At 37.1% G+C, this 23,755-nt stretch carries 14 protein-coding genes and 7 pseudogenes; 14 read left to right on the plus strand and 7 right to left on the minus strand.

Features of this window, described 5'->3' with window-relative positions; all coding sequences use genetic code 11:
- Positions 1–804 precede the first annotated feature (804 nt).
- From FC27_RS10375 to FC27_RS10420, 10 genes and pseudogenes are all read left to right on the plus strand, one after another.
- Positions 805–1,978, plus strand: a pseudogene (locus tag FC27_RS10375) (IS256 family transposase).
- A gap of 59 nt (positions 1,979–2,037) precedes the next feature.
- A pseudogene (locus FC27_RS10380) lies at positions 2,038–3,457 on the plus strand (VirB4 family type IV secretion system protein); the annotation flags it as partial.
- Between the two features lie 185 nt (positions 3,458–3,642).
- The gene (gene hemQ, locus FC27_RS10385; protein ID WP_003680658.1) at positions 3,643–4,398 is read left to right on the plus strand and encodes a hydrogen peroxide-dependent heme synthase; all 756 of its coding nucleotides are present in this window, start codon (positions 3,643–3,645) and stop codon (positions 4,396–4,398) included.
- A gap of 7 nt (positions 4,399–4,405) precedes the next feature.
- Positions 4,406–5,785: an MFS transporter gene (locus FC27_RS10390; protein ID WP_010625598.1), complete on the plus strand. Its 1,380-nt coding sequence runs from the start codon at positions 4,406–4,408 to the stop codon at positions 5,783–5,785.
- Positions 5,782–6,705: a ferrochelatase gene (gene hemH / locus FC27_RS10395; protein ID WP_003645607.1), complete on the plus strand. Its 924-nt coding sequence runs from the start codon at positions 5,782–5,784 to the stop codon at positions 6,703–6,705. Before FC27_RS10390 ends, hemH begins: the two co-directional genes overlap by 4 nt.
- 1,421 nt (positions 6,706–8,126) lie before the next feature.
- Positions 8,127–8,591 (plus strand): annotated as a pseudogene (locus tag FC27_RS12255) (ABC transporter permease); the annotation flags it as partial.
- 104 nt (positions 8,592–8,695) lie between these two features.
- The gene (locus tag FC27_RS10405) at positions 8,696–9,184 is read left to right on the plus strand and encodes a PAS domain-containing protein (RefSeq protein WP_010625596.1); all 489 of its coding nucleotides are present in this window, start codon (positions 8,696–8,698) and stop codon (positions 9,182–9,184) included.
- A gap of 512 nt (positions 9,185–9,696) precedes the next feature.
- The gene (locus FC27_RS10410; RefSeq protein WP_010011588.1) at positions 9,697–10,887 is read left to right on the plus strand and encodes an ImmA/IrrE family metallo-endopeptidase; all 1,191 of its coding nucleotides are present in this window, start codon (positions 9,697–9,699) and stop codon (positions 10,885–10,887) included.
- Positions 10,829–11,434: pseudogene (locus FC27_RS10415) on the plus strand (DUF4411 family protein). Before FC27_RS10410 ends, FC27_RS10415 begins: the two are co-directional and overlap by 59 nt.
- 701 nt (positions 11,435–12,135) lie before the next feature.
- Positions 12,136–12,792, plus strand: coding sequence for a recombinase family protein (locus FC27_RS10420; protein ID WP_050901079.1), 657 nt, complete (start codon positions 12,136–12,138; stop codon positions 12,790–12,792).
- A gap of 467 nt (positions 12,793–13,259) precedes the next feature.
- Here the strand turns inward: FC27_RS10420 and FC27_RS10425 are convergent, their stop codons facing one another.
- Complete coding sequence (locus FC27_RS10425; RefSeq protein WP_010625593.1) at positions 13,260–13,580, minus strand: hypothetical protein; 321 nt, start codon at positions 13,578–13,580, stop codon at positions 13,260–13,262.
- Positions 13,567–14,466: a ParA superfamily DNA segregation protein PrgP gene (gene prgP, locus FC27_RS10430; protein WP_010625592.1), complete on the minus strand. Its 900-nt coding sequence runs from the start codon at positions 14,464–14,466 to the stop codon at positions 13,567–13,569. The genes FC27_RS10425 and prgP overlap by 14 nt, the downstream gene beginning before the upstream one ends.
- 652 nt (positions 14,467–15,118) lie before the next feature.
- Here prgP and FC27_RS10435 point away from each other — a divergent pair.
- The 3 genes and pseudogenes from FC27_RS10435 to FC27_RS12195 all read left to right on the plus strand — a co-directional run bounded on the left by FC27_RS10435 (position 15,119) and on the right by FC27_RS12195 (position 18,110).
- The gene (locus tag FC27_RS10435) at positions 15,119–16,660 is read left to right on the plus strand and encodes a primase C-terminal domain-containing protein (RefSeq protein ID WP_010625591.1); all 1,542 of its coding nucleotides are present in this window, start codon (positions 15,119–15,121) and stop codon (positions 16,658–16,660) included.
- Positions 16,661–16,780: 120 nt separating this feature from the next.
- Entirely contained in the window at positions 16,781–17,080 is a 300-nt protein-coding gene (locus FC27_RS10440; RefSeq protein ID WP_010625590.1) for a hypothetical protein, read from the plus strand.
- 339 nt (positions 17,081–17,419) lie between these two features.
- Positions 17,420–18,110: pseudogene (locus FC27_RS12195) on the plus strand (ATPase).
- On the opposite strand, the gene FC27_RS10450 reads toward FC27_RS12195, so the two are convergent.
- Together FC27_RS10450 and FC27_RS10455 are read right to left on the minus strand one after the other, a co-directional pair.
- Positions 18,100–18,378 (minus strand): hypothetical protein, encoded by a 279-nt coding sequence (locus FC27_RS10450; protein WP_010625587.1) that lies wholly within the window; start codon positions 18,376–18,378, stop codon positions 18,100–18,102. The pseudogene FC27_RS12195 and the gene FC27_RS10450 sit on opposite strands and share 11 nt — an antisense overlap.
- 22 nt (positions 18,379–18,400) lie before the next feature.
- Positions 18,401–18,628 (minus strand): hypothetical protein, encoded by a 228-nt coding sequence (locus FC27_RS10455; RefSeq protein WP_076613349.1) that lies wholly within the window; start codon positions 18,626–18,628, stop codon positions 18,401–18,403.
- Positions 18,629–18,880: 252 nt separating this feature from the next.
- Between FC27_RS10455 and mobQ the strand changes: the two genes are divergently transcribed.
- On the plus strand, positions 18,881–20,914 hold the full coding sequence (mobQ, locus tag FC27_RS10460; protein WP_010625585.1) for a MobQ family relaxase: 2,034 nt from the start codon (positions 18,881–18,883) through the stop codon (positions 20,912–20,914).
- Positions 20,915–21,158: 244 nt separating this feature from the next.
- Here mobQ and FC27_RS10465 read toward each other — a convergent pair whose 3' ends face one another.
- From FC27_RS10465 to FC27_RS10470, 3 genes and pseudogenes are all read right to left on the minus strand, one after another.
- Positions 21,159–22,931, minus strand: a complete 1,773-nt coding sequence (locus FC27_RS10465) for an oleate hydratase (protein ID WP_010625584.1) — start codon at positions 22,929–22,931, stop codon at positions 21,159–21,161.
- A 316-nt stretch (positions 22,932–23,247) separates the two neighbouring features.
- Positions 23,248–23,397, minus strand: a pseudogene (locus tag FC27_RS12260) (alpha/beta hydrolase); the annotation flags it as partial.
- Positions 23,388–23,753, minus strand: a pseudogene (locus FC27_RS10470) (tyrosine-type recombinase/integrase); the annotation flags it as partial. The pseudogenes FC27_RS12260 and FC27_RS10470, both read right to left, overlap by 10 nt.
- Between the last annotated feature and the right edge of the window lie 2 nt (positions 23,754–23,755).

Consider the following 23,755-nt stretch of genomic DNA (forward strand, 5'->3'; position numbering starts at 1 on the left):
TTTGAGGGGCGATTTGTTAATAATGGACCCTATTTTTTTGTTTTACTTAATTGTTTTCTGAAATATTTTGGCACCCAGATTAATAATAAAAAGGGTATGACGAATACACTAATAATAATAAATAAACTTTGAAGATTAAGGAAAATAACGTTACCTGGATAATTATTTGGGATTGGAAGTAGATAGTCAAGAAACTCCGGTAGATATATGAGACTAAAGATAAATACAAGATCAGTTAATCCTGTTACATAGTGAACCATAGAAAAAAACATGATTAAATTGTGCCCAAAATATTTTTGTTGGGCCAGGTGTATAGTTTCTTTTCTGTCTAAAATATTTTTTTTTGCTGTAATAAATAGAAAAAATAAACTTGTTAATGTAATCGTTATTGATTCGAAGCCGAAAATAAAAAAAGTTGTATTACTTGAATAGTCCTTAGTTACAATGTGACCAATAGATGCGGCAACATAAATACTTACTGAAAGTGAAAATAGAAGGGTAATAATTGTTAGAGTCTTTTTTGTATCAGTTAGTCTTTTTATTTCATGTTTTAAATATAAAAAATCAGATATAGTTAGCAGTATGAATGCAAAAAATGTCATAGGCCAAGAAAATAAGATAGGCAAAGTCATCTTTGTCCCTTCTTTGTAATTTTTATCAAATTTCAAACGTATTAGTAAATAAAATGAGAGCGTAAAATATCTTGTGTAAATGCATAAAAGATTTCTGAATTGTATAGAAATAGGGAATGCCTTCCCTTATGATATTTAGTAACCACAGAAAACATCACAGGAGGCATTCCCCATGAATGAACTTACCACAGAAATTATCGCTGCACTAGCCCAAAAGCAAGATTTGGACGAAGTTTTTCGTCACCACCTCGAAATTGCGATTAACCAGCTGCTTCAAACCGAATTGGCAGAGTTTTTGGGTTACGAACGCTACTCATACGCTGGGATTAACACTGGTAATAACCGCAACGGCAGTTATGAGCGCTCGTTTGATACGAAGTACGGCCAACTTAACTTAACCATTCCTCGAGATCGCAATGGCCGGTTTGAAAATCATACCTTGCCAGCCTACGGTCGGCACAGTGATAATTTAGAAACAACGGTCATTCAGTTGTATACCAAGGGAATTACCACTGCTGAAATTGCCGAACTCATTGAGAAAATGTACGGTGCTCACTACTCCAAAGCCACGGTTTCCAACATGACTAAAGCCGTCAATGAACAGGTTCAAGCTTTCCAGCAACGGCGACTGGCTTCACAATATGCGGCCATCTTCTTAGATGCCACTTACTTGCCGTTAAAGCGGGATACCGTTCAAAAAGAAGCCGTTCATATTGCGATTGGCATTCGTCCAGATGGTACGAAAGAAGTGCTGAACTACCAAGTGGCGCCAACGGAATCGACTGGAATCTGGACTGAACTGCTGGGAACCTTGATCAAGCAGGGCGTTAAAGATGTGCTGTTGTTTGTGGCCGATGGGTTAGTTGTTGGATGAAGGCTTGAATCGGCATTTCCCTAAAGCCAAACGACAACGTTGCCTGGTTCATGTTGGGCGGAATCTGATGAACAAAGTTCGCGTAAAAGACCGCAAGGCCGTGATCAGTGACTTTAAACAAGTTCATCGGGCCGCCAACCGTGAAGCAGCCGAACTGAAACTGAATGAGTTCGCCAACAACTGGCATCAGACCTATCCCAAATTAATCAAAGATCTGCTTAAAATGCCGAATTTACTCACTTTCATGGACTTTCCACCAGCTATCCGGCGATCACTATACTCCACTAACCTGATTGAGAACTTTAATAAGCATCTCAAGCGCACCACCCACCACAAAGAACAATTTACAACGGAAGATTCACTGGATCGCTTCCTGGTTTCTCAGTTTAATGTTTATAACGAGAAGTCTCTGAAGCGGATCCACCGAGGGTTCAAAGGACTCCAGGACACCTTGGAAGCATCATTTATTTAAGTTAGATACATATTATATGTACGAAGGCATTTCATTTACACAAGATTCTTGACGCTACCGCTTTCTGGTCAACCATGCCAATTAACGAGAACCTCATGGGGGATTACACCTATAAAGAAAGTAATACCGAAGTCGCCAGCAGCATGTTTCCCTTTGACGACGCCGAAATTCTGGACTTAAAGCCGAGAAGTGATATTGAAGGGGTTAACAAAGATACCAACAGCTTAATTGCCGTGGATATGCTGGATCGCAATAAGACGCTTAATCAAAATCAAGTGATTATTGGGACCTCGGGGGTCGGCAAGACCACCTATATGATTCAGAAAATTCTACGCTACGCCATTCAAGACTATCAACTCTACATTATTGATCCAGAAAACGAATATACCAAGATTGTCGAAGCCCTGGGTGGGGCAGTCTTGCACTTAACTTCTAATGCGAAGTACAAAATTAACCCGCTACAAATCTTTTCCGAAGAAATCTTAAGCGCCGATTAAGCGGTCACAAACCTTGATTTACTAGTCAAAGATAAAATCCAGCGATTAAAGGGATTCTTTGAAGTGCTTAAAACCGGGATTACCCAAGTTGAGCTGGCAATCCTTGATGATGTCGTTAAACAAGCTTACGTCAACAGTGGCGTTTTGAAATATAGCCGCTTAAAAGAGATTAAAGACGATCAGTGGCCGACCTTATCCAATGTTTATGACGAGTTGGAAAAACTGGCAGATAAAGACGAAGACAAATTCAATCGGGTTAAAGACTTCTACTACATCTTAGGCAGTTATACCCATGGTTCTAACAGCCTATTTGACGGCCATACCAACGTCAACCTAAAGGGGAAGATCATTTCTTTTGATCTAAAACCACTACAAAGTGAACAGGAAGTCCAATCAGCGGCTTATCTGAATACTTTTCAATACCTGTGGGACGAAATTACCAAAGATCGGCATAGCCGCAAGAAATTGTTTGTCGATGAATTTCATTTCTTGACCTTGCACAAAGCCGCCGCCACCTTTTTCCACCAAGCCTACAAGCGGTTTAGAAAGTATAATGCTGGGGCGATTGCCGGAACGCAGCAAATTCAAGATGTGATTGAAGGCACGACAGATACCGGGCAGAACATTGGTGAAGCCATTATTGGGAACTCCTATACCAAGGTATTCTTTGGCCTTGATGGTAAAGGTGTCGATGATGTCATTACTAAGTTAAGAATGACGTTCTCGGATAAAGAAAAGAAGTTACTAGAACGCAGACGACAAGGTGAAGCTCTGATGATCTATGGTAGCCAGCGTGCCTTTATGCGCGTCGAATTGACCGAAGAAGAACTACGACTAATCGACCCCGAAGCTTACCAAGAAAAATACAACCGTGAGACAGCCGGACAACCGGATTATCAAAAGCGCGTGGTGTTGACGCCAAGTGAAATTGATGCCTTGACCACTACCAATCGACTCCAGAGGTAATTTGAATGAGTATTAAAAATAGTAATATCTTGATAGCCATATATTAGCATAGATGGTGCATTTTTTTGTATGGGATTACTAAAAATTAGGGAATTAACTGAAGTTAATTATTGCAAAATTATATTGTGTAAATACTAACATAATGTCTATAATGATAGAATGACGGTTGTTATTTTGTTTTTTAGAAAAGGAGGAATTACTTTGCAGGAACCTGTTGAGACACTTGAGGGTTGGTATTGTATGCATTTACTTTGGTCCATTGATGGTGCTAGTTGGCGTAAAGTCACTTTTGAGCACCAACAAGAAATGGTCCACCAGTTTCAATTACTTTTGGATGATTTTGTGCAGACAGAAGCTAAGGGTAATGGTAGTCACTATGTATTCAATGTATCTGGTCACAAGGCTGATCTAGGCCTCATTATACTTCGCGAAACATTGGCTGAGTTAAATGAAATTGAGCTTCAGTTAACGAAGTTGCCACTGTTTGACTATTTAAAGCGAGGGACTTCCTACGTTTCCGTTACTGAAGTGGGTACTTATACTGGTAAACCTAAATCAGATAAAGGTTGGGCCTATGTGAATCAACATCTGAAGCCTGAATTACCTGATAAACCTTATATCTGTTTTTATCCCATGTCCAAGCTTAGAATACCTGGTGCTAATTGGTATACCCTAACTTACGATGAGCGCCGTCAATTCATGCATGATCATGGCACAGTCGGTCGGACATATGCTGGTAAAATTTGGCAATATATCACTGGATCCATTGGTCTAGACGATTTCGAATGGGGCGTGACTCTTTTTGCAGAGACACCACTGATGTTCAAAAAAATTATTGCTGAGATGCGTTATTATGAAGCCAGTTCTGTCTATGGTGAGTTTCCATATTTTGTGGTGGGCACACACATGGACAATGCTGGATTACAAAAAATGTTTTTAGAAAATTGGGAGGCTTAAGTTATTAATGATTAATACGGTTGAGAAAGTACGATCGCATTTCTGGATTTATGCAATTGCAGTTTTTATTTCGCAACTAGATGGGGGCACGGTGTCAACGATGCTTCCAGCACTAACCGGGACTTTTGGCTTGAGTTCAGTGAATTCATCCTGGGTTGCAGGCATTTATACATTGGGACTAGTGATCGGTACACCAATCGCTTCTAATTTATCAGATATTTATGGCGCAAAAAAAATATTTATGGGTGAACTAGGTATTTGGTTCCTGGGTGCTCTATTAACCGGTATTGCGCCAACATACGGTTTATTCCTACTAGGTCGTTTTATTCTGGCTTTAGGGGATTGTGGCATTATTGTATTATCCATCAATCTCATGTTACATACGACTGGACATCAACGCCAAGGCCGTAAAGTCTCTGTTGTTGGTGTTGTTTCAGGTTTAGCTTCAATCTTCGCCCCTATTTTTGTAGGGTTAACGCTGGCCTTTACAGGTAACTGGCGTGCCTTTTATTATAGTTTATTGCCATTTATTGCTATTTTATTCCTATTAGTATGGCGGATTTTAGATAACGAAGTGAAAGAAGAACAGTGGCAAACTGATTTTCCAGGTCTAACCGCCTTTACAATCTTTATCACCTCATTCATGCTCTTCCTGACATTTATTCAACAATTCAACACTTATAAGTATCTCATCTTTGCTCTAATAGTAGTTGCAGCAATTAGCCTGTGGACCTTCATCAGAGTTGAACGCAATATTGCACCTAATAAGATGCCATTTTTACCAATTAATTTATTGAAGAAACCCGCATATAGTTTAACGCTGTTATTAGGTTTACTCGGCGGTACACTTTTCGCCGTATTCATCTACATTCCTACCTATGTTCATACTGTTTTCCATCTACCAATGCGTCTATCAGGGATGACTCTAGTTGTCACCGGGTTGGGGAGTGTGATCGGTTCTTGGATCGGTGGCCTAATGGTCGATAAACTAGGTAATAAAAGAACATTAATTATTTCGGCCGCTTCAATTGGCTTATCCGGTCTTTTAATTATTTTTGGTCTAAGCCAATTACGCCTCTTCACAATATTCTCCTTCATCCTCGGCCTTGGTTTAGGTAGCTTCATGTCTGCACCATTGCAAGTTATTGCCGGTCGGATGGCTGGTAAGGGGAATCGTGTCCAAGCAATCGGCGGCCTATCCACCACCAAAAAAATTGGTGCCACCGTTGCACCAATTGTCTACGCCTCCGTTATTCAATTAAATGTGAATAATGGCCACATGGGTATTCAAGTTTATCGTGGTATTTTTGTCCTATTAGTAGTGATTGCAGTGATCAGCATCATTGTTACTAGTTTAATTCCCTTTACGAAAGAAGAAAATCTATGAGTAATAAAAAAGCAGTTCTATTAATGTCCTATGGTACACCCTATGAAATTAGCGATATTATGGGCTATTACACCAATATTCGCAACCATCACGAGCCACCAAAGCCATTGTATGATGAATTGGTAAGCCGTTATAAAGCCATTGGCGGGACTTCACCGTTAGCTAAGATTTCTGACGCCCAGGCGAAAGGATTGCAAGCACAATTAGATCAAGAGTTCCCCGGTGAATATCAAGTTTTTGTCGGTTATAAATATATTCATCCATTTATTCAAGATGCAGTTAAAGATATTTTAGCCGCTGGGATTAAAACTATTTACGGTATTCCTTTGGCACCGCACTACTCAGCTTTTAACACGGGTGACTATCATGCCCGAGCTAAGGAAGTGTTGGTTAACCATGGAGATGTAACCTATGTTGAAGCAAAGAGCTGGTGGCAAAATGATGATTTGATTCATTTTTGGAGTGATCAATTGGTAGCATTGAAACCACAAATCGACCAGCCTGATACTAAAGTCATTCTCAGTGCCCATAGTTTACCAATGAGTATCATTGATGGGGGTGACAGTTATCGTGATGAAGTTGAAGCAAATATGCGTACCGTGGTTAAAACTGCTGGATTAACGCCAGATCAATATACCATTGCTTGGCAAAGTGCTGGTCGGACAGAACAGAAATGGATCGGACCAGATTTTGTTACAGTGGCACAAAACTTAATTGAACAGGATAATATCAAACATATTATTTCCGCATCCGTTGGTTTCATCAATGATAATCTAGAGATTCTATATGATGTGGATATTGAATTAAAGCAGGCTATTGAAACTAAGGGTGGCAAATTAACCCGACTACAAATGCCTAATGACGATCCTAAGTTGATCAGCGCCCTAAAAGCAGAAGTACTTAAATTAGCAAAAGCATAAGCAAAAAGAGCCTGGACATTAACGTCCAGGCTCTTTTTATCTATAGATGATTATGGGAGGATAATCAATCAGATAGGGGATGAAATTAATTTAATACTTGAACTGTTGCGGAAGTGACACCATAGCTTGGGATTGAGCTATTAGGCATAGCAACGTCCAATTGTTGTGGGTTACTGTATGCTGACCGCATTATTGAATTTGCAGATGGTAAAATTCAGCAAGATACGCGGCCATTTAACGGGAATGGCAGTACCACACGTTTTCGTTTGAAACGAACGAAAATGAGTTTTTTCACCGCATTAAAGTTATCTTTTAATAATATTCGAACCAAAAAGGGGCGTACTTTTTTGACCATGTTTGCGTCCAGCATTGGTATTATTGGTATTGCGGTGGTTCTAGCACTGTCAAATGGGTTCCAAAGACAAATCGATCAGACCCAGAAGGAGACTCTATCTCAATTTCCAGTGACTATTAGTCAAGTGGGACAGGATGGCTCCGGGCAGCAGCAAAATTTAAAACAAGAATTTTCCAAAAGTAATTCGGTTACAGCCGCTACTAGTGCAGCTGAAAAAGCTCAGCATGAAAATAAATTGACGTCAAATTATCTTGACTATGTGGATAAAATTAGTCCTTCGCTCACTAAAAATATTAGTAATACCTATGCCACTGGACTTAATTTGATTAGAAGTGTTAACGGTAAATATCAGGCTGTTAAATTTTCAAATACCAAACAAAGTGGTCAAACCGATTTTGCGACCTTAATGGCTCAAACTACAGGTGTAGGTGGTTCTGTATATCCCATTGACCGGAATGGCGGTCAAAGTTTTTTAAAGTCTAACTATAAATTATTGTCTGGGGCTTATCCTGATAAACCGACAGATGTTGTGATGGTCGTTAATCGAGATAATTCAATTAATATCAATGCTCTCCGTAATTTAGGAATTTCTGTTAAAGAAAATAAAAAGTTTACCTTTGATCAATTAATTGGGACGACGATGCAATTAGTTAGTAACGATGATTTTTATCAATCCCTACCGACGGGTAATTTTTTACCAGGAAATGACTATCAAAAAATGTCTCAAGCCAATAAAACCAAGACGTTAAAAGTGGTCGGAATTTTGCGAGTTAAGTCTAAAAATAGCGATGGTATTTTAGCTAGTGGGATTGCTTATAGTGATCGGTTGACTAAACAAGTTATGGAAGATAATCGCGATTCGGCTATTGTCAAGACACAAAAGAACAGTAATCGTAATGTCATGACCAATCAAGAGTTATCAGCAGAAGCCAAGCCGCAGATGTTAGCCATGATTGGTGGCAATGCTGTACCAACTAGTATTCAGATTTATCCTTCAAGCTTTAAAGATAAAGATCAAATCTTGAGCTATTTAGATAAATATAATAAAGGTAAAAGTAAGGTCAATAAGGTGGTTTATACTGATCTTGCAGGGAATGTTTCTAATTTAACCGGTGGCTTGATGGATGCGATCACTTATGTGTTAGTGGCCTTTGCAGGCATTTCGTTAATCACAAGCATGATCATGATTGCCATCATTACCTATACTTCGGTACTGGAGCGGACTAAAGAGATCGGTGTTTTAAAAGCTTTAGGTGCAAGAAAAAGGGATATTACCCGGGTATTTGACGCTGAAACAACTATACTAGGTTTTGGTTCAGGTATTTTAGGTGTCTTAATTGCGTGGTTATTGACTTTTCCAGCAAATATTATTTTGGAGAAAATTACCGGCTGAAGTGGCGTAGCCGCCCTTAATCTCATGCATGGGGTAATTTTAATTCTGATCAGCACAGCATTAACCGTCTTGGGTGGCCATGTGCCTGCTAGAATGGCAGCTAAAAAGGATGCTGCCATTGCCCTAAGGTCAGAATAAAACAGCAACCAACGTAATTTTCTATTTACATTTAAGCTAAAATTCTATACATTTAGTTAGTGTGTTTATAATTGGAACAACTAAATTTATATGAGGTGATTAACATGGCTGAAGAACCAAAGACCGTTGATATAAAAGATATGTTACATTTTAAAACTGGTAATATTGCCTTACCTGTTTTGGAAACAATTCTGAATACGATTCCCTTTGAATTGGGATTTTGTGACGAGAATGATGAATTTCAATGGTTCACTGATAATGGACATCGGGTCTACAAACGTTCTAAAGAGACCTTTGGTAAAAACGTTTTAGGCCTACATCATGGCGGCGCCCGCCCACAGGTTCAAGAATTATTGAAACAATTTCATGCTGGTACAAAGGATAATTTTGAATTTTTACTAGATCTTGATGGTCGTAAAATTTATATTTCTTTTTATGCAGTTCATGATGAGAATGGTAAATACCTTGGTTGTTTTGACTTTACAGGGGACATCACTGAGTTACAACAAATGAAAGAAACTGCTAAGGTGATTCCACCTATGGATGCCATTAAAGCTAAAGAAGCTGCTGAAAAATCGACAGATAAAGATTAATTAAAGCAAACCTTTAAGACAAAGTTGACGTCTTAAAGGTTTTTTTATCGAAATCACGAATGTGAATATAATTAAAAAAGATTATAAAACGCGCGAAAAATATAAGAAACTAATATTGGACTACCTATTAAATTCGAAAGAGCTGTTTCAATAAAGTTATTATGATCCTCATAACACAAATTCAAAAATACATTTTGTGATATTCTTGCTTGCGATATGTCTCGCTCTTATCTGAATAAGATGACATTTAATCTTATCAACAATATAGCTAATATAGCAAAAGCAGCTTAAAACATTCACAAAGCAGAATTTTAAAATAACACCGGAGAAAAATATTTTTAACTACTAATAAACACGTGAAATTAAGCTCAATTGGCGCTAAAAGCAAAGTTTTTCTCGATTAAGATCAAATAATTATGCAATCCAGGGCTTAGCATCAATCGCTTGCAATACAAAAACGTAAAATCATGATAGAATGAGCGAATAGAGTACTGCTGAAAGGAGGCGATAACATGGCAACTACGCGCATTGACGTTAAGCCTGCTGTCTTGCATTGGGTTCAAGAAGCATCTAATGGTACCTTGAATGAGGCATGGACAAATAAAATTGATAAATGGCTCAAAAATGAAAGTAAGCCGACCCTAAATCAGCTTAAAGATTTAAGCAAAAAAGCTCAGATTCCTTTTGGATATTTCTTTTTGGATAATACTCCTAAAGAGGATTTGCCATTACTGAAGTTTAGAACGATCAACAACATCGAGATAGATCGGCCTTCTCGCAACTTGGTTGATACTATTCACAGCATGGAGCTGAAACAGAGTTGGCTTAGTGAGGAACGTCAGAAAAACGGATATCCCTCTAGTTTCTTCTCTCATGGATTTAAGTATGTCGCGAACTATCGCAGTTTAAGTGATGAACAGATTGCCTTCAACATTATGAAAAGTCTAGATTTAAAACTAGGATGGAATGTTGGCTTGAAAAATCGCGAGGCATTCAATCTCTTACGAATGAAATTAGATCAAGTTGGCGTTATTGTCATGTATAGCGGAATCGTTGGTAGTAATACACATCGGCCGTTGGCTCAAGCTGAGTTTCGGGCATTTGCTATCGATGATTCATTCGCTCCCTTCATTTTTGTAAACTCTAACGACAGCTATAATGCCATGTTATTTTCTCTCGTGCATGAACTAACGCATATATGGTTTGGAACGTCTGAACTATATAATGATGATTATCAAGCTCACCGCCAATTCTTGAATCCTAAAACCGAGAAATATATCAATCGTATTAGCGAAGTCATAATATTTCCTGAGCCTTTGTTTACGACTGAGTGGCAGAAATACAACGAGAGCACCGAAGTTGACCAAATTATAGCAGTCGCCAAGCGATTTAATGCTAGTCCCTTGTCCGCTGCCATACGCTCCCTTCATCTGAAACTAATTACGCAAGAAACTGTTGATCAGCTTAAGAATGAACTCGATCGGGAATATCAACGTAACAAGGAATATCAAAGGGCTAAAGGTAGCGGTGGTGGAGAATACTATACAACGAAAGCGGCACAAACCGATTCCACTTTCGCTCGAGAAGTTGAGTGGAGCGTTAATAGTGGAACTTTAGGTTATAACACAGCATTTGAGTTAATGGGTGTCAGCAATAGTACTGCATTTGAAAAGCTACTGGGAAAAATTAAGGAAAAGGGGTGAGATATTGGCAAGTTCAACGAATAACGCAAAGTTTGTAATTGATAGTAATTCTTTTATCGCGCCATTCAAGCAGTACTATTCAATGTCTCACTTTCCAAGTTACTGGGCTTGGATTGAAGGCTGCCTAACAGGGACGTCGAGGGAGATTGTTATACCGGAAGTGGTTTACAAAGAATTATCTGGATCTGGGGACCAACTCTCGTAATGGATAGCTAACCGAATTCAACCTTGCGTGTTTAAAGGCTATGAAGCAGATTATCAATATTTAACACAGTATGGGAAAATCATGAACTATTTACAGACTTGCGGATACTATCGAACAGCCGCAATCGCAAACTGGAGTCAAGACTGGAAAGCTGATCCTAAATTGATTGCAATGGCAGCTGCCTATGGATGGCAAATCATTACCTTTGAGCAACCAGCGGGACAACTTAGCGCAAAGAATCCAATGAAAAAGGAGCCAAAGATTCCAGATGTTGCCAGTGTCATGGGAGTAGGATGCATTTCACTATTCCAGATAGAAGATAGATACCAGCTTTCGGTTTAGCTAACTTCGCTTTGCCGTTCAGCGTGAAAGGCGCAAGTGCGAGCAAAGGTCTGTCCGCGTCAGCCGGCCGTCCATACCCCTAGTGCTCTAACACGGGGATACTAAATACAACCAAATTGCCCGAACACAAGATGGAATTACTGATGTAACGGTGCTTCCGGTCAAAATGCGAAAATGTGGATGGCACACCAATTCACCATTTACAAAAAGGTGGCGAAACGTCAAATGCAGGGACAATCCCTGCATTTGACGTTTCGCCGTCTTCATTATTTGCTACTTGGATAGGTGCGTGTATAGCGTGAAGAGCTTCGCCACACTGTTGATTTCGATCGTGGTCACCACGTTCATACCGTATGCGCGAATAACAGCGCGATCGTTGCTTTGGTGCGTCTTGCGCAATTTGCTCGAAAAGTTTGGTATATCAAGGATTATGTAAATAGAATGGGCAAACTTGAAAAAGACTATTTTGAAGGTAGTAAGTCTGTAGAGCAAGTTGGCCGTGGCATGCTAGGAACGAAGTCTATGAAGTACGCAATAAAAAACGAGTTCAGATTGGGCATTGTGTTCCCATACAAAAAATCAAATTAAGAGGAACTAAGGTCATTGAATATAGAAAAGCTGCATTAATAGTACTAAGCCGAAAACGGCCACTAGGGTGTACCCTATTGTGTTACAATTAGTTTATTGAAATCTCGGTATTTATGTATGACACAATAGAGTTGTCACATAAATACTTTAAAAAGGGAGTCAAAAAATTGAAAATAGGATATGCACGAGTGTCTACCACTGATCAGAATTTAGACCGTCAAATCTTTGCTTTAAAAAAAGCCGAAGTTCAAAAAATATTTGAAGAGAAAATTTCTGGTAAAAACATGGAACGCCCAAAGTTAAAAAAAATGCTGGAGTATATTCATGATGACGATGTAGTTACAGTAATAAGTTTGGATCGCTTAGGGCGTAATTCGCGTGATTTAACAGATGTTATTGATAAAATCAGACGGAGAGGAGCAGTTTTAGATGTTCTAGATTTACCTACGTTTGCAGGTGTTGAAGACGGCAATTTAAGAGCTCTATTAACAAATCTTGTATTGGAAATATATAAATATACGGCAGAAGAAGAACGCCAAAAAATCTTAAAAAGGCAAAGTCAGGGAATAAAAATAGCTAAGGCAAAGGGCATATATAAAGGAAGAAAAAAAGAATATGCTCCAAATGGTTCAAAACGCTTCATATATAATGGGGTTTTAAACGGAATAAAGAATGGAAAAAGTATTGCGCAAATTTCCAGAGAAACTGGTATCGGACGAACACAGGTTTATCGAATTCGTGACTATGCTAGGTCGATTAATGATTTATAGAGGATGATGAGTATATTGCAACTATCGTTATCAATGTTAATTTAAAGCAGTTTATAGTTCTTAAAAAATTTCTTATAATAGATTTTCAATATCTATTGTGAAAAGTACTAGATATCAAAAGTATCTAAGTATCTTTGTATCCAAAGATACTTAGATACTTTTTAATAAAGCATATATAAATGGCAAGACCAATAGCTTAGCAGCTTAGTAATTTAAACATTAAACACTAGTTACATTATTAATATGACATTTTAATTTTTATATCTAAATATCCTTGTATCTTAAGATACAAGGATATAGTACAATCTACCCTTTTTTAAATTAGGTATCCAATTAGAAATACTCAAGTGAGCTTAAAAAAATAGTTTAGTTCACAAGTATCTTTGTATCTAAAGATATAAAGATATAAAGATACAAAAGACGTTATTAGAATAAGTAAGTTCTAATAACGTCTTTTTGAAATTGTATTACCGGTATTTAATTTCGATGCTATTCCTAATAATTTCTTGTTCTCTTTCAGTAAAGTGATTTTTTAGATATTCATTTACAGCCGTACTGACTAAACCATATGCTTTCGATTCTGGTTTATTTTTGTCGGTCATATTACACATTGTTTTTATTAAATCTAAGACAGGCGGAGCCACTTTAATATTTTTCCTCTCTGCTCCAGTCCATTTCTTTGTTTCCGTTGTTTTTGGATTAAGAGAAGATGTATCTCTACTGACATCAGCTGAATGGAGTGCTTCTGGTGATTCGGTTTCTTTATTTCCTCGATTAATTAAGCCCATTAACATCTAACCCCTTTCCAAGCTTCGTAAGTTTGTTGTCTTTTGTCAAATAACGACGTTTATATATGTAGTCAGATATATCTCCCTGAGTTTCAAAGGCTTGTATCCTTTCTTCTAATTCACAAAAAATATCCGCAAAAAGTGCAAACATTTTTTTGTCGTGAAAATCATTAAATTGTATACCTTGTGCTGTATACCATTCTAACCTTGCATGGTTTGAGATGATTGTGTTGAACACATTATCTTGACCAAAGAAAGAGACTGTGTCGTTAACAATTTTTTTGTGTAACTCTCTTCGATTCTGAAGGAGTACAGGCAAAACGCCTGCTACTTGTACTTTTACCTTCGATCCAAAATCATCAACCAAACTTTGTAGGTAAGAAAATACTAAACGTTTAGATCCATCAAAAGAGAATCGTTGTGTTTCTTGGACCACCACAACATAATCCGCACAAACCATTGCATTATCAACTTTTAAATCTGTTGAAGGTGGAACGTCTATAAATATATAATCATAACGATCTTTGATGGCGTCTAATAGGTTTGACATATAAAAAGTACGGTCATAGATATTATCAAATTTTTCTATAAGAAAATCCCCGTATTTACGCATATCATATTTACAACCGATCAAATCGAGATTATCGCTTAATTCTACAATACCTTTACTTAAGTCGCCTATTTCTAAGCACCTCATAAGTGTGTAATCTATTTTCTCTAAGTTAAAGGTTCGGCCTAAAAAATCTGTAGCGTTCCCTTGTAAATCTGTATCAATCACCAATACTTTTTTATCAAATATTGTAGAAGCTACGATTGCTTCCATAACGGTATCAGTTGTTTTCCCAACGCCGCCTTTTTGTTGTGCGTTAATAATAACTTGTGGCATGTTTGCCTCCTAATATAAATAAGTAAATGATTTTTATTTTCTGTTAAAGTATCCTTTTGCACTTTTATTATAATATAAAAAAAAAATTTTACAAGGATAAAAAGATAAAAGTATCCTTAGATAAGTTTATCTTTTTATCTAAAGATACAAAGATATAAAAATATGGACAATAAACAGCGACAAATCAAGAAATACATTTATCTAAAGATAAAAAGATAAAAGTATCTTTAGATATAAAGATAAAAAGATACTTTTATACAATAGCAAAAGTATCTTTTTTCAAGAATGCGATTGACATAGGTTTTTGGGTAGGTTATTGTAAGTGCAAAAGAAAATAAAAAAAGCCACTGTGAACTGGCATTCACAGCGACCCGCAAAAAAATATAAAGAAAATAAATGTTCATAAAACTTATTCATAGGATATTGTATTCTATTTTTCTCTAAAATTCAATACTGCTATAGAACATAGATAATGACATGATTTGCGGATTAATATGGCTTTGAACGGCACATCTTGATTCTGTTAACTCTAAGTGGATCAGTGATATGCTGGTTCACTTTTTCTTTCGAGTTAATCAACGGCATTAACTACTATTTGTTTCAAAACAAATATACCTTTGGTTAATATCGTTCTGAAAGGAGTGCAAATATTATGTCCGTAACGGAAAAATTAAGCTACAAATCTTGGTCTGCAATTAGTCTTATTTTACATAATGGTTTAAAAAAATATAAACCAAAAAATAGTAAACTAGTTCAACTCAATCAAGAAGTACATAACGATAATAAGACTGGTTCAATTGCTGTTTTTCGTAATAAATCATCAATGAGTCGTGACATGGGTTTTGTCGTGACTTCTGAAGAAGCATTAATAGAAAACATTGAGACACTAACACATTGGACACCTAATACCTTTAATTGGTTAGGATATGATAACAGCCGTAAACATATTAAAGGGCATTCAGAACGTAATCTAAGCCAAATTAATGCGTTTGTAGTTGATATTGATTTTAAAGATGCTCTAGATAGAGATCGAAACCTGAATCTGGTTAATAGCAGCATAGTCTTAGATGACCATATTCTACCCACACTTGTCTTAAAAACTGATAAAGGGTATCAAATTTACTATATCTTGGATCGCCCAGCATTTTTATCAAAACATAAAAATGGTAGTATGCCTGTTTTAAGCGCGGCTAGAAAGATTTCTGAAAATATAAAAAGTACGATTATGGAAAAAATACCTGCTACTGATGTAGGATGTAATAGTTTTGGAATTTTTCGGATCCCGCGGGAAGATAATATTATTTTTTTTGAACCAGAATTGACCTACTCATTTGCTGGTTTTTTAATGTGGAGTAAGTCAGTCACACAAAAAAGTAAGGAAAAGCGTAAGAGCAATCTAAAAGTAATTAATAGTCCGCATTCTCAATATAGAAAACAAACCGATCAAGCTTGGTTTAGAATTATGTTGACAAAGCACAACATTAAACCAGGTCAAGGACTAGGACGTCACAATACTATACTTACACTGGCCTTAGCGTGCTACTCTTCTGGAAAAAACCAAAACGATGCCTTCAATTTATTAGATGAGTTTAATTCATACCTTGAAGATCCTTTAGACGTACGAGATATGCAGCGTTGCGTCCGTGACGCTTACTCTGGCAATTATAAAGGTGCATCTAAACTTTATATTGATGAATTAATAGATACCTGGGCAACACCTGATGAGAAGCGCATTGTGGTGCAAGAAAGTAACGTTCAATGGTACAAGTGGGCGAAGCCTCGCACAGAACGCGTCTATAGTCACGGGTCAGAATGGCTAAATGATGTGATTGAACTAATTAATAAAGTTAGCTCTGGAGCAGACAAAGTTATTATGTCAACCAGGGCTATTCGTGATGCTCTTGATATTTCTCCATCAACCTTGAATAGGGTGATGAAACAAGCCATTTCATCTAATAAGCTAATTGTAAAAAAGGGGAAAGGAAATCAAGCGTCACAAATTGCAACTTTAGAAATGGTATTAAGAGCTTTATATCGGAAAAGAGAAGCAGAATCAATAGCTTGGGTTAATTACCTTGAGGCTTTTTTGAAGTTACAGAATAGGCAGTATATTGAGGAACAAAGCGTATTTTCAGATGTTGAAGGAATTGATGATGAAGTAGATAGATTTGGAACCAATATAAGTACGGGGTGAAATCTCTTAATTTAGTGCTACCAATTGCCCTTAGATTTTTTATCTCTTAGATAGGTAGCGTCAAGAATCTTGTGTAAATGAAATGCCTTCGTACATATAATATGTATCTAACTTAAATAAATGCATCGTTTTATTGGCATTATCTTAAACGCTAAATACCGAGTTGAAGAGGATCATCAAGATATTGGGGTTCTAATCCCGCTTTACGACGAAGAACTAAAACCTTTGATGACTAAAGCCTTGAGACGCTACTTTAACGCCCTAGGAAGCAATGAGAAGCATATCAAGAACGTGGAAAACTACTTATACGGCACCATGCAAAACCTATTTGGGATTTGGTGGAATAAAAAAGCGGTTAGAAAATATGCGGCTAAATACCCCGAAGAACAGAACACTGACAATGAGCGTGCTTGGAATTAAACGTCATATTAGCTCATTTAAGCCGTTTTAAGTGTTGCAGTGGATTATATTAAAACTGCTTTAAGATCGCTTAGAAGCAAAAATAGGCGCCTTAAGTGGTTGAACAGGTGGTGACTGAACTAAGTGAAAGTGACGGGAGCCTTTTAAATGATCAAACCCAGCAAATAAGTTGAAAAAATAGAGCAATTGTTGGCTGACCCCTGGGCCGTCGATATACAAGGCATTTGGGAACAAGCAGCCCATAACCCAGATCCTGATAAACGCAAGCTGTTTGACGGGTTACACACTTAGATAAACGCCAAGAGCAAATTATCAACGAAAAGCATTTTGTGATTTAACATGAGTGAGCCAAAGAGATACATAATCGTGGCTGGGATAAGCGGCGCTGGTAAAAGCACTTTATATCGCGAGAGACCCGAATTATTTACTCACTCCAAACGATTAAATGCCGATGAAATCCTCCAAAAAATGGTTGGCGATTTGCATAAAAATCGTGATAACTTTAGGGGCAATGCGCGAAGAAATAAAACAACTCCACGCGGCTTTAAATACTGGGCAGAGTATTTATGTTGAAACAACCTTATCTGGTCAAGGAAAGGCACAATTAAATTTAATCGAGCGGGCTCACCAAAATGGGTTTGAGGTCACGCTTTTATACGTGGCGTTAAAGAACAAAAAAGTCGCAATTAATTGGGTTCATGAGCGGGTCAAAAAGGGTGGGCACGGTGTACCAGATGAAGTTGTTAAAAAACGCTATAATCAATCAAATCATAATTTAGCAGCAGTTGCATTCAAAGCTGATAACGTCGTGATCTTCGATAATAGCTAAAAATTTGTATCAGTTTACAGAAGAGATCATGACCAGGTAATTAAAAATAATTTGCGATATTTTCCTTGAATAAACCCCAAAATCACCTTTGAAGCAGCTGTTCAAAAACAATTAAATTCCTTTGTTAAAAATAATTCAGATTTAAAAATTAGAAATCCCATGAATGATTCAGAAAATAAAAACGATCAGCCTAGTTATTAGGCTGATCGTTTTTGAATTTATTCGGTTTATGAGCATTAACATAATTAGCAAATATTTTTAAAAGTTCTTCGGTTTGTTCGACCGAGAGGTTATTAGATTGAAAGTACTTTTCTAATAAAGCCCCTTTTTGAATTAATCGGCGAGAGCGGGCTTTTCGTGCTTGTCGATTTTCATAATACTTAGATTGGCGTAACTTAAAATCTTCCCGCTCAATTTTTTGTTTTAAACGCGCTTGTTGCTCGACTAGTTTTTCATATTGATTAGACATGGAATTTCCCCATCTCGTATGGCTAATGATCTACGGACTTTACCTTTAAAAATTCAGAAAATTGCTTGGCTAAAAGCTTAATCTGATCGTTAGACAAATTAGCATAATCTAAATTGGCTTGACTGATGATTTGTTTACCTAGCCGTTGTTCAATCTTATCTTTTTCGTCCTTAATTTTTTGATTAAGGGCTTTTAATTTAGCTTCTTGTTTTTCTAAGTTACTTTGAGACATAACGATCCCTCCAATCATATTAGAAATAATCACCGACACTATATCATAAGGGAAACGTTAAGTCAAAGTATAAAAGTTGAAATAGCGAAGCAGAAGGCATACACTAAGTAAAAGTTAAGAGAATCAGAAGACTGAGTGAAACGAGGTCAATGCTCACTTACACACAACATGAAGTTGTGTTGTGCTAAGACCATAAAAACCTGTATCAGAAGTCGCCTATGGCGACAACAAAAATCAAAAACAAACCCACAAAGAAAGGAGATAACAGCAATGGCAATTTTTCACATGAGCTTCCAAAATATTAGCGCTGGAAAAATGCGTAGTGCAGTTGCTAGTGCTAGTTATCGAAGTGGGGAAAAACTATTTTCTGATAAAGAGGGAAAAAGTTACTTTTATAAACGTGATGTCATGCCAGAAGCATTTATTTTAACACCAAAAAATGCGCCAGAATGGGCGAAAGATAGGCAACAATTATGGAATGAAGTTGAGAAGAAAGACCGTAAAGCAAATTCACGTTATGCCAAAGAATTTAATGTTGCTTTACCGATTGAATTATCGGAGCAAGAGCAAAAAGATTTACTAACAAAATATGTACAAGAAAATTTTGTTAATTCAGGTATGGTTGCGGATGTCGCTATCCATAAAGACCACCCAGATAATCCACATGCTCATGTTATGCTAACCAATCGACCATTTAATCCTAATGGAACGTGGGGATTAAAGAGCAAACGAGAGAATATTTTAGACAAAAATGGTAACAAAACATATACAAAAAATAGTAGATTTCCTAGGTCAAGGAAAATATGGCTAGTTGATTGGGATAAGAAAGAAAAAATACCAGAATGGCGCAAAAACTGGGCTAACGCAGTAAACCAAGTTTTAGAAGCCAAAAACTTGCCTGATCGCATTAGTGAAAAATCATATGAAGAACAAGGAATTGATGAAGTGGCAACACAACACGAGGGTATCAATTCACAGAAAGAAAAACGCCAAGAATTTAACCGCAATGTTAAACAGCAAAGACAAGCAAAAGCAGAAGCTAAAAATGCCAATGAAAAAATTCATAATATCCGCCGTATAGAAACGTTACAACGTCACTATTCATTTGATGAAAAACATATAGTTGCACAACTAAGTAAGCAACTAAAAACATTTGTTAGTTTAGAAAACGTGGACGAAAAACAACGTATGCTGTTTAATTGGAAAAATAGTGCCACAATTAAGCAAGCAATCGGACAAGATATGACAAAGCAATTAGTAACAATTAACCAGCAAGAAAAGTCATTAGCAGAAGCAAATCAGTTACTAGATAAGGTTGTTAGTCGAACAGTTAAAAAGCTTTATCCCGATATTGATTTTGAACAAACAACTATTGCAGAACAACGTGAGTTAATCAAAGAGACAGATAGTGAACAAAAGGTGTTTGCAGGAGGCGAATTAAAAGACCGTTTAGCAATGATAAGAACGAACATTTTAAACCAACAAGTTTTGACGTTTACCAAACGGCCCTTTGCTAGTTTGTTAATGCTTGAAAAGCAAGAACAGCGAGCTAAGGAGACTATTAGTGATATTTTAGCTAATAAAGGCTATCAACTAGCAGATATTAAGCGTACAAAAGGTACATTGTTAAGTGACTTTGATAAGAAACAACAAGATGTTTTGAAGAAGAATATCAAAGAACTTTCAGCAGTAAATGAGATTAAACAAGTGGTTGATACGCAATATAACAACGTGTTAAGTAAGACTTTCCCTGATATGAGCCTTGATCAAGTCAAAATGACTGAAAAAGAACGCCTATATACAGCAGTTGTTTATTATAATCCTGAACTTAAATCACTAGAAAAGCGTGATTTAGACCAGTTGAAAAACAATCCGCCAGTACAATTCACGACCCAGGAACATGCCCAGGGACTTGCTTATCTAAGCGGACAGGTTAAATCTGATGAGATTCAAAACGCTAATTTGTTACGTGTATTGAAGAATAGGGGGACACAACAGTTATTTATTGGGGAAGCAGGGCAAGATAAAAAGATTTCTGCTAGACAAGTTGAACAGGCTAAAAAAGGAATACAACAGCATAACCAAAGAAATGATAATTTTCGTAAAGAAAATATGCCTGATTATCGAGCCGTCAACTATAACGAAAACACACCAGCAAGATATTTGAACAAATTACTATCAGACACCTTGATGAGCTTGCTTTACGAGAATAACCAAGATCAGGAGCGTAACAAGCAAAAGAAAGGACAAAGAGAATTGGAGTACGAACTAGAGAAAAAGAAGCGTCAGCACCAAAAACTTTGAGAATTTTCGACTACGTATCCTGGTTGAATTAAAGAATAGCTATGTCAGTTTGAATTTTCACAGCGCACTAAAAAAAGCTGCTCGCTCCATTCAGGAACAAGCAGCTTAACTAAGCTAGACCAAATACTTTTTAAGTTTAATAATTTATTTCATCAGTACCACTTGATAAAGAACCAAAAAATCCCTCGCTAATTAAGAGTGGTTCTAATTATCACGAGAGATCGTGCTTAAATGTGGAAAGTTGTTAAATTAGTTTTGCATTTTCAAGTAGTTCTCCGAGCCAAGTCCCTTTAACTTTCTTGAGACCTTGATGCTTAATAAAACCAGGAATTGGCAGTTCGCTGTCAGTTAATTTTTGTTTGTCGTTCAAATAATACATTGATTTGAAAAGCTCGCGGATATCGTAGATGGAGTTGAAAACTTCAGGTACGCCGCGTTCAACATTTAACAAAGTATACACTGACTCCATGGCTGTCCTAATGGAATATTCTGTCGTAAAAACTGTGTCACGTGTCGGAGATTCAGCAAAGTTGCCAATGAAGGCCAAATTCTTTGAACCTGTTGGAACAATATCTGGACGGTCTCCTTTAACTCGCGGCATAAAATACGAAGTGATAAATGGCATATAAACAGGGTTAGTGTTGATTGAGTCTTGTTGAGCAAGTTTACTGATTAAGTCTTCTGGAACACCCAGGTGGTAAAGCCATTCCTCCGTGATCTCTTCACCAGTGCAATCTTCAATGTTTTTCTTGATATAGTTTCCTTGTGTATTGGAGTACAAGCCATAGATCCATACGGTAGTCTCATTTTCATTTTGCGATTTAAAATGCGGTTGCCTGTGAATGCAAAAGCTCATCATCCAATTCGAATCTTTGATCGTGATGATCCCGCCGGTATTGACTTTACCATCATGAAGGTCTCGTTTTGTTAAATGTTCAATGTAGGGTTCCACTGCAGGGTTTTTGACAGTAGCAGTTGCTGAAATGTACCAAGACTTCTTTGGAAGATTCTTGTAAAAGACTTTCGGATGACCGAAATCAGCAGATTGTTCTGCTAAGTTTTCCCACAATTCCCAACTTGGACCAGGTTTTGATGTTGTTGGTGCAGGAGTATGGTGATCACCGTAAGTTGAACTTTCCGTAATAGAACCGTTTGTAACAAAGACGATATCATTATCAGTTAATTGAATTTCTTGTGGAGTATCATCAACGGTCAGTAATAATTTTTGCGCATGTTTTTCACCATTGTTATTATTGACGATCACATTGTTAACGATTGTATTAAATTGAAAATCCACGCCATGTTTTTCAAGATAATTTACGAGCGGTAAAGTCATTGATTCATACTGATTATATTTGTTGAACTTTAAAGCGGTAAAATCAGGTAGACCATCAATGTGATGAATAAAACGCATGCAGTAACGACGCATTTCAACGACTGAATGCCATTTTTCGAAAGCAAACATGGTCGACCAATAATACCAAAAATTGCTGGTAAAGAATTCATCCGAAAAGTATTCTTCGATGGTTTTTTTGCCCAAACTATCTTCAGGTGTCATGATTAGTTTGACGATTTCTTTAGAAGTTTTACCTAAGGTATACTGCCCATCATCTGGAACTTCATTGCCACGTGAATAAATCATGCGACAATTCGAGGAATTGGGGTCATCTTTATCCAACCAGTAGTATTCATCGAGGTATGAAGCACCTGGAATCTCTAATGAAGGAATCGAGCTATACATATCCCACATACATTCAAAGTGGTTTTCCATTTCACGGCCTCCGCGAGTAACAAATCCAATGTCGGGTTTCTTTGTGCCGTCTAAAGAACCGCCTGCAACTGGTAATTCTTCTAAGATGTGGATGTGCTTACCTGGCATTTGTGCGTCACGAACAAGGAAAACGCCAGCTGCTAAACCCGCTAAACCGCCGCCAACGATATAGGCAGATTTTTGGTCGACGCCTGTAGGTTTACGTGCATGTACTAGAGCTTCGTAGTTTCCATTTGAATGATACATATAAAATGCTCCCTTCTATTATCACTATTCAAAATCCATTATAGCTTTATATTGTATATTTTTCACGTAAAGCTCCTGCGAAAGTATTAATTTAAGAAAAACTAAATTTTAGGAATAAAACATCCGTCTGGATCTGAGAAAAAATAAAAAGGTATAAGCTAATTTAGACTAATAATGGTATAACTGAGCTTAGTGGTTTTGAATTGAGGATGGAAATTAGAGCAGCAATTGATCAGTAATAAGAGTTATGACAATAAAAAAAACAGAACATAAAAACTACTTTCTGTGTCCTGTTTTTTTATTTTAGAAAAATTATTTAATGTTCGATTAACCATGAACTTAGCAAGTTAATGTATTCATCGTGGTGTTCAACAAACGGCATATGGCGACTGTTTTGGAATAACTTCTATTGAGCATTGGACAAATGATCATACATAGTTTTAGCAATTAATGGCGTACATAAGTCATGACTTTGTAGAATTGTTTTTCCGTAATATGTTGGTCGGGGTGCTGAATTGAAGGAAAGAGCCATTCAGAGGCTAGTCTATGATCAAGTAGCCATTGACGGTACAATAAGAGCTCTGTTTGAACTGGTTTAAGATACAAGGTATTAGGCTTACCCGTTTTTCGGTCGTGAATGAACGCATTTTGTTTAATAGAACCGTCCGGATTAAAAATATCGGTCTGTTTTAAGCGCATGACATCACTGACTCGCAGTAGCGTCGCTTTACCAACTTGAAAAATCGTATAGTTACGTCGGCCAGCTTTAAAGTTATTGAGTAACGTATCTTGAACCTCTTTAAGAACGTTTGAATCTTTGATGG

It is taken from the genome of Companilactobacillus versmoldensis DSM 14857 = KCTC 3814 (assembly GCF_001434295.1).
Classification (GTDB): domain Bacteria; phylum Bacillota; class Bacilli; order Lactobacillales; family Lactobacillaceae; genus Companilactobacillus; species Companilactobacillus versmoldensis.

What these genes read in the sequence shown, in the direction of transcription:
- FC27_RS10465 (WP_010625584.1), bottom strand. Translation starts at nt 22,931, where the DNA reads ATGTATCATTCAAATGGAAACTACGAAGCTCTAGTACATGCACGTAAA.
- FC27_RS10420 (WP_050901079.1), top strand. Translation starts at nt 12,136, where the DNA reads ATGTATGACACAATAGAGTTGTCACATAAATACTTTAAAAAGGGAGTC.
- FC27_RS10405 (WP_010625596.1), top strand. Translation starts at nt 8,696, where the DNA reads ATGGCTGAAGAACCAAAGACCGTTGATATAAAAGATATGTTACATTTT.
- mobQ (WP_010625585.1), top strand. Translation starts at nt 18,881, where the DNA reads ATGGCAATTTTTCACATGAGCTTCCAAAATATTAGCGCTGGAAAAATG.
- FC27_RS10390 (WP_010625598.1), top strand. Translation starts at nt 4,406, where the DNA reads ATGATTAATACGGTTGAGAAAGTACGATCGCATTTCTGGATTTATGCA.
- FC27_RS10410 (WP_010011588.1), top strand. Translation starts at nt 9,697, where the DNA reads ATGGCAACTACGCGCATTGACGTTAAGCCTGCTGTCTTGCATTGGGTT.
- FC27_RS10435 (WP_010625591.1), top strand. Translation starts at nt 15,119, where the DNA reads ATGTCCGTAACGGAAAAATTAAGCTACAAATCTTGGTCTGCAATTAGT.
- hemH (WP_003645607.1), top strand. Translation starts at nt 5,782, where the DNA reads ATGAGTAATAAAAAAGCAGTTCTATTAATGTCCTATGGTACACCCTAT.
- prgP (WP_010625592.1), bottom strand. Translation starts at nt 14,466, where the DNA reads ATGCCACAAGTTATTATTAACGCACAACAAAAAGGCGGCGTTGGGAAA.
- FC27_RS10450 (WP_010625587.1), bottom strand. Translation starts at nt 18,378, where the DNA reads ATGTCTAATCAATATGAAAAACTAGTCGAGCAACAAGCGCGTTTAAAA.
- FC27_RS10425 (WP_010625593.1), bottom strand. Translation starts at nt 13,580, where the DNA reads ATGGGCTTAATTAATCGAGGAAATAAAGAAACCGAATCACCAGAAGCA.
- FC27_RS10455 (WP_076613349.1), bottom strand. Translation starts at nt 18,628, where the DNA reads ATGATTGGAGGGATCGTTATGTCTCAAAGTAACTTAGAAAAACAAGAA.
- FC27_RS10440 (WP_010625590.1), top strand. Translation starts at nt 16,781, where the DNA reads ATGCATCGTTTTATTGGCATTATCTTAAACGCTAAATACCGAGTTGAA.